The sequence below is a fragment of the Alloprevotella sp. genome (assembly GCF_057240785.1).
Genome location: NZ_DBHHRH010000018.1, coordinates 1 through 6,724, shown reverse-complemented (window position 1 = coordinate 6,724; position 6,724 = coordinate 1). Strand labels below are relative to the sequence as shown.

General features: G+C 38.6%; 6 protein-coding genes and 2 pseudogenes. 2 read left to right on the top strand and 6 right to left on the bottom strand.

What is annotated here, in order from left to right; genetic code table 11:
• Positions 1–271 (bottom strand): annotated as a pseudogene (locus tag ACO4R2_RS04735) (IS982 family transposase); the annotation flags it as partial.
• Positions 272–394: 123 nt separating this feature from the next.
• On the opposite strand from ACO4R2_RS04735, the pseudogene ACO4R2_RS04730 reads away from it, so the two are divergent.
• Together ACO4R2_RS04730 and ACO4R2_RS04725 are read left to right on the top strand one after the other, a co-directional pair.
• Positions 395–472: pseudogene (locus ACO4R2_RS04730) on the top strand (tyrosine-type recombinase/integrase); the annotation flags it as partial.
• The gene (locus tag ACO4R2_RS04725) at positions 469–870 is read left to right on the top strand and encodes a hypothetical protein (protein WP_484769379.1); all 402 of its coding nucleotides are present in this window, start codon (positions 469–471) and stop codon (positions 868–870) included. The pseudogene ACO4R2_RS04730 and the gene ACO4R2_RS04725, both read left to right, overlap by 4 nt.
• 373 nt (positions 871–1,243) lie before the next feature.
• On the opposite strand, the gene ACO4R2_RS04720 is transcribed toward ACO4R2_RS04725, so the two are convergent.
• From ACO4R2_RS04720 to ACO4R2_RS04700, 5 genes are all read right to left on the bottom strand, one after another.
• Positions 1,244–2,437, bottom strand: coding sequence for a YncE family protein (locus ACO4R2_RS04720; protein WP_484769378.1), 1,194 nt, complete (start codon positions 2,435–2,437; stop codon positions 1,244–1,246).
• A 35-nt stretch (positions 2,438–2,472) separates the two neighbouring features.
• Positions 2,473–4,887, bottom strand: coding sequence for a TonB-dependent receptor (locus ACO4R2_RS04715; RefSeq protein ID WP_484769377.1), 2,415 nt, complete (start codon positions 4,885–4,887; stop codon positions 2,473–2,475).
• Positions 4,888–4,891: 4 nt separating this feature from the next.
• A complete protein-coding gene (locus ACO4R2_RS04710; protein WP_279181284.1) occupies positions 4,892–5,527 on the bottom strand; it encodes a TetR/AcrR family transcriptional regulator in 636 nt (211 codons plus the stop codon).
• 184 nt (positions 5,528–5,711) lie between these two features.
• Entirely contained in the window at positions 5,712–6,014 is a 303-nt protein-coding gene (locus ACO4R2_RS04705; protein ID WP_484769380.1) for a helix-turn-helix domain-containing protein, read from the bottom strand.
• The gene (locus ACO4R2_RS04700; RefSeq protein ID WP_484769376.1) at positions 6,011–6,301 is read right to left on the bottom strand and encodes a helix-turn-helix domain-containing protein; all 291 of its coding nucleotides are present in this window, start codon (positions 6,299–6,301) and stop codon (positions 6,011–6,013) included. The genes ACO4R2_RS04705 and ACO4R2_RS04700 overlap by 4 nt, the downstream gene beginning before the upstream one ends.
• Between the last annotated feature and the right edge of the window lie 423 nt (positions 6,302–6,724).

The window sequence follows — 6,724 nt, the reverse complement described above, 5'->3', positions numbered from 1 at the left end:
ATGAGAGTAGATTGGGAAACTCTTTTTTTAGTTCTCGGCAAACATAAAAGAGATAAAAATGTTTGAAATTCCGAAATGTATTGCTGTGGAACAAAATAAGAATTGTGATCATTTCGGCATCACTCATTCGCCCTTTTCTCTTGCGATATTTTGGACTATCGGTAGAGGAGGATGAGGGAGAAAGAGAGGTTTTGTTTAATTCTAAATGATATTCTTTGCAAAAATCATCTGCAATACAATAGATTTCCGTAACTTTGCTGACAAGTTTCATGAGGATTGTTATTTTGTTATATGATTGATTTTCAACAGTAAATACACAAAAACAATCCTCTTTTAGGCTTCTATTGAAACTTTTTTGAGGAAAAAGAAGTACTGCTTATCCCGAATTGGGGTAGATAATAAGATTTCTGAGGACATGGACAGGTTGATAAGGAAACATCAGACAAAAGAAACGAAGGAGGAAACCGTATGAATGTCAATCACCATCAAACAAAAAGAGACCGTAGTTATTTCGAGTGGGGCGATAATATGCAAATCACTTGCAAAGGCAAAGGCGAAATAGCCATGACAGAGAATGAACTGGTGGATTTCTTTAGTGTAACATGGAGGAAGCTCAATTATCGTCTGCAACTTCTACTAAAAGTCTCTCCCCTGCAACCCGACGAAAGGGATACAGGGGAGCAGGAAGTCTACGTGAACGGACATCTGCGAGGTTATGTCTTACTTTATCCGCTTACTATCATCATCGCTTTGTCTTATCAATTGGACAGCATGGAAGCCCACTTCTTCAGGAAACATGTATGTCAGAAATTGCAGAAGCCTACATCCATAATAACACCGATATTCTTAATAGGAAAGACGGATACCTGATGATTATATTTTCTTTTTCTTTCATTGATTATATCTTACTACATAACTACAATAAGGTATAATACGTTGAAAGAAAAAGGATTAAAGATTTTTATTGAGATACGAATATTCTTTCAATTATTTACTACGCTACTACAAAAGAAAGATTTTTATTAAAACTGAATTGACAGTGTATAAAAACTAAAAGCACAACCATGAGAATTTATAGTTTATAACACATAAACTAAAAGAGCCGTATCAAACCCTATAATGAGTAACGATACAGCTCTTTTCCTTGTTTTGAGGAGGTTAAAGTTTCTAATCAAGAAGTTCACATTCTTTTAGATGTTGGGGTTATGTCCCAATAAATATCATAAGTAATATTCTATTACAACTATTTAAGTTCATGCAACATATAGGGTGCTCCGGAAACCTTTACCTTCAATTTTTCATACCTTCCATCTTTCATGTGATAGACAAAATAACCCGTACCTTGGTCTGTTGACATGCCGAAGATGATATCATTGCCCGACTTGCAAATGGATGCCGCCCAGCCTGTAGTTCCTGAGAAGTTCATCTTCTTGCAAGTCTTATCATAGAGATTAATCTCAAAAGGCTGGAACGATTTATCATGAACGTAATCTGGTGGGTTGCTTGCTGCCCCAGGAATATTTAGGTATCCATAAACCTTTCCGTTTCCACCATATACCTTATTATAGGCATATGAAGTTTTACCTCCTTTTACACCATCCAGATTTACATCTGCAAGGGTAAAGCAATAAGACTTGTCAAACTCCTGTTCTCCCTTCTTAATGCGCAAGAAGCCTTCCTTTGCCCCCTTCTGATAACCGAACATTCCTACGCAATAGAAATAGATATCACCCTTCTCGTCCACAAACGGATCACCAGCAGGTGTTCCACTGGACGACATCGTGACGCGACTGTCACTAATAAGTTTGATTGGCTTGTCTGTTTTCGTGTCAATTAATGCAACATAGGCTCCAGTTTCGCAAGAATAAGCAGACTTCATTTGATTCAGTGACACATATAAAATTCCATCTCTGATAACAGAGGCAGACGGTTCAGGATTATTGTCACCAGAGGACTTTCCCAAGGAATAGTCGGATAAGTCTATTTCTCCTGTCTTCGTCATTGAGGATGGGTCAATAATCCACACCTTTCCTATACCAAGGCAAGAAACATATGCCTTCTTATTGGATGCGAACGTGATGTACGTTGCCTTAGCACCACTTGGAAATACCATAGTCGTGCCCTCTTGGACGAGCTTGCCATCTTTTGGTGCATATTTGTAGAGGTGTTCCGTGTCAGTCACATATATCTTGCCACCATGCACAAATGAAAATGCACCCTTGGCAAACACCAAAGCATTGTCCGTATTGAGCGAACCAACTGTCAAGTCTTTGAACAGACTGACATATGTGTTCTCTCCAATATTCACGCTATGCACAAATCCTGCCTCGGACTTTGCTGGTGGTGTTGGAGGAACATCTGGAGAGTCTTTACTACATGAGGAAAGACCTGATAACACAAGCAGCGCCGTGGCTGCGACTAAGAAATAATGTTTCATTTTGACTATAATTTTTTGAAATGAATAATAAGAATTTACATACTCATAGCTCCTCCTGAGACTTTGTCTCGGAACAGATTAAAACGCAATTTAGCCTTAAAGGTTCTGCCTTGCAGTGGCATTTTGAATTCCATGTAGTTCTCTTTGTCAAAAATATTTTCGACCTCGAAACTCAGAGAAACATTGTTATGCCAAAATGACTGTTGAAGCCCTATGGTAAACACATCGTTGGAAGGAATGATCCATTTCTTTCGTTGGTCGGGCAGTGTGCTCATTTGCCAGCCCCAATCGAATTCTCCGACATGAGAAACATCAACATAAACTCTGGACAACTCCGTCTTTCCCAACAAACCTTCAACGTGATATTCCATGCCATAGTTGTAATAGAATGAAGGTATGTTGGGAACATGCTTGTCATACGTAGGATTATCCGAACCTTTCTCATCGTTTAACCATTTTTGACGGTCTCGAATATCCTGCAATGTAAGATTAAAGTATGCATAGACGTTTGGGGTTATATCTACCTTTAAGTCAGTATCGAAACCAAGCGTACTTGTCTTTCCTAAGTTTATGTATATGGAACGGATGTCAGCGGGGAAAAGTCTTATCATATTCTTCATATACATATAATAAAAATTTGTTTCCCATTGCACACGAGTAAGCCCCAATAGATTTCTCTTGTCCATGATGAGCCCAATGTTCAAATTATCTCCAACTTCTGGCTGAAGATTTACAGAAGGTTTGATACTCATTCCGTTTCCGAACAATTCTCCCGTATCAGGAATTCTCACATTGTGTGAAAACGAGATTTTTCCCCTCACACCTTTCCACAATTCATAGCTAAGCCCTTCGCTAAAGCCATAATACGTTTTGTTCACGTTGGTCTGTTTGGGAGCGAATACGCTTTCTGTATTGTCTTTTGACAAAGCATCGCTTGTTCTATAGATTTTTGACTTCAGATAATAGATGCTTATTGTCAAGGAATTCTGAAAGCGATTATTAGAAGAAGCAAACAAATAACTTAGTCCGATGTTGTTTGAAGTCATTTTGCTGGGAAATGAACTGGGGTCGAAGCCAAGGTATTCATTCATACGATCGTCCTTAGGTCTATAGTCTGAGAATACGAATTGATCATTCAGATTGAAAGTATGTCGTCCAAGTGTATATTTCAAGTTAAATTTATTTCGCAACTCAAATTGCCGGTCATGGGACTCGTTGAAAAGATTATCCTCTGTCTCCCCATTAGCTGGCGTGACCGTCCCATTCCATTGCGTTCTTGTAGTTGCCGTATCCGTCATGTTAGAACGTATGATGGGAACAACAAGTGTGTTTTTTAGCTCCAAATCTTTGAAAATGAAATTTTTCTTCTCCATATTCAAAGTAGGCATAATATTAAGACTTTTTGTATAGGCATATCGAGAGTCAAAGTTGAGAGACTGTATGCCTTTCTTATTCCTGTAAAAAGCACATTCCAAATCCAGTTTGTCGAAGTATTGCTTTCTAAGACCTATGCCCACATGATAGAATTCTGCGTCATAATAGTCATTGTTTCGTCTCACCTTTCTGTATTCAGAAGTAGGTAGATTAGTCTCAAACACTGGCCATGACATCATATAATTGTTCTTGGATTTGTTCTTGAAGAAAGCAATATTGAATAATATTCCAGATTTTGCAAAAAGTTTCTGGGCACTTGCAAGTGTCTTGAATGTCCCGAATGATGCCAATTCCTGCGTAAAACCCACTAGGTCACATTCATCCTCTCGTGTCACTATGTTGATAGCACCACCAAGTCCATCACCGCCATATTCTGCAGGAACGATTCCTTTGTACACCTCTATGTACTTAATAACATCAATCGGAATATCATTGATGTCGAAAGAACCATCTGGACTGTTTAGTGGGAAGCCGTTGATATAAACTGCCACACGCTTACCTTCCAATCCATGGACAGATATACGCGATGCACTTCCTAATCCTCCGGTTTTTCTCACCTTGATACCTGACGTTCTAGTGAGTATTTCTTCTATTCCACTTGAGCGTCCTCGCAACTTTGATCCATCCACTACCGTTACAGCCATAGGACTTTGCCGGATATGGTTTATTTCAGCCTTTTGGGAGGAACCCCTTACCACGGCTTCGTTAAGTGCGTTCGTAGATGTCTCCAAAAAAAAGTCTTTCGTGGTATTTCCTTCTGACACAACGACTTGCCTTACTCGTTTATATCCAACAAATGAAACCTCGACAATGTATATTCCATTGGAAGGAATATCAATTTGATAATTGCCTGTTTTATCAGAAACTGTTTTCTGTTTTATATTTTTGATTGATACGTATGCTCCAGATATCGGAAGTTTAGTTTCTTTATCTATGATTTTCCCACGTAATATATTTTGGGCAGACAAAACTGTTGTACACAAACACAGTATCGTTACGATGAATAATCTGTTCATAATCTTATTGATTAATGAGTTCTCGCCATCCTGCTGTATTATAGCGTATATATTCAGACAAAACCTGTTTTGCCTCTTCTTTACGGATTTCTGGATTTGAGACAATCTCTCCAACGATTGTTACCCATGTAGAAGAGGAAATCCGAAAGAATAGTGACGAAACTTTTGTTTGTATTTGTGGATAGACTTTTTGCATTTGGTCAATATATTCTTTACTTATTGCAACTTGTTCTTCGATAAAATTTTCACGGAAAAATTCTACAGAAGTACCTTTTGATTCAAAGAGCAATAACTTTAATTCTTCTTTATACAAGAAAATTATTTTAAGCGTTTCTCTTAGCAAATCTTTTTGACTTTGTATAGAGAAACGAAGTTTGTCTATTTTGTTGGATTCTATGCGATAGGAGGACAGCCTTCCATCCAAGACAGCAAGTAAAGGCCTAAGGACAGCATAAAAAATATCATCTTTTGTCTTAAAATAATTGTATATATTACCTAAGACAACTCCTGATTTTGCAGAAATTGTTCGCATCGAAGTTTTTCTAAAACCATTTTTAATAAATTCATTGCGGGCAGCTGTGACAATTCTGTTTCTTATATCTTCTTTTAATATTTTCATTACTATTTTATTAACGGACATCGTTCAATTTTGTTCATAAAAAAAGCGTACTGTTTAAAAAACAGTACGCTCCTTTTATTGTTGCCTTTATGCGGCTGTGTGATATTTTTATCATTAATTCCATTTTGGATACAAAGGTATGGGAAGAATTCTATACTGGCAATACTTATTAATAAGTATTTTTAATCGAATTATAATACTAAACTCAAATGGACTTAAAATAGTAATTCTCCTCCAACATCCTTTCCAAGTCCGAAGCCTTGTAGAGTATCTTCCCTGCAAACTGCGTGTAGGGGATAATCTTCCTGTCTCGGTAGTCCTGCAAGGTACGGGGACTGATATACAGCCGCTCGCACACTTCCTTACCCGTGAGGAAAAGTTCGCCTGCAAAGAGTGGCTTGTGCGTATCCGCTACTTCCACAATCCGTTTGCCTACACCTCTCAAGGCCGAGACGACCAACTGCATCTCGTTCGTCTCCATGTTCAAGTCTCTTGCTGTTTCCATTATATCTGTCTGTTTTTAGGTTTGTCCGATTTCGTAAGAAGCAATACTTCCACATCCTCGCGCTTGTAATAGCACTTGTGCCCGATTTGCGTAAACGGCAGCATGCCCGTGTCGCGATAATGCTGCAAGGTGCGTTTGCTGATGTTCAGCAACCGACACACATCCCCGTTGTGCAGCCAGTCTGTGTGCTTACTCTTTTCTCCGAATGCCTTGTGGCAGCATTCTGCAAGGCTCAAGATTTCATCTCGAAGCTTTGCCCAATTGGTTTCTGTAATGATGTAATAGTTCATAATTTTATATTGTTATTGTTTGTTGTTTCAGGTCTTTCCTGTTTCCATCGGCAAAGATAATGGCGTACGTACACCTCTCAAAGCCGTGGGGAACAGCAGGGAAGTATCGGGAACAATCGGGAAAAGAGCAATCCGTTCCATCGGTTCGCATTTGCGTTTTCCTGCCCCATCTTCTTTTTTTGTTGCAAAGACAATGCAAGCGAGTGCAGAGGAAAGTTCACTTATCCTTTGCCGAGCGCAGTTTGTCTTATGCAAAATTAATATTGGATATTTCTTATTCCATCACTTTTCATTCACGTGGCAGCTTGTGGCACTATGACAAGGACAAAAGAGACAGATTTATACTTTTGCCACTACACAAATAAAGCTAATAACCCCAATTCGGTTTAAGAAACGCTCTTTCATGAGTTTCTTAAAACCGCA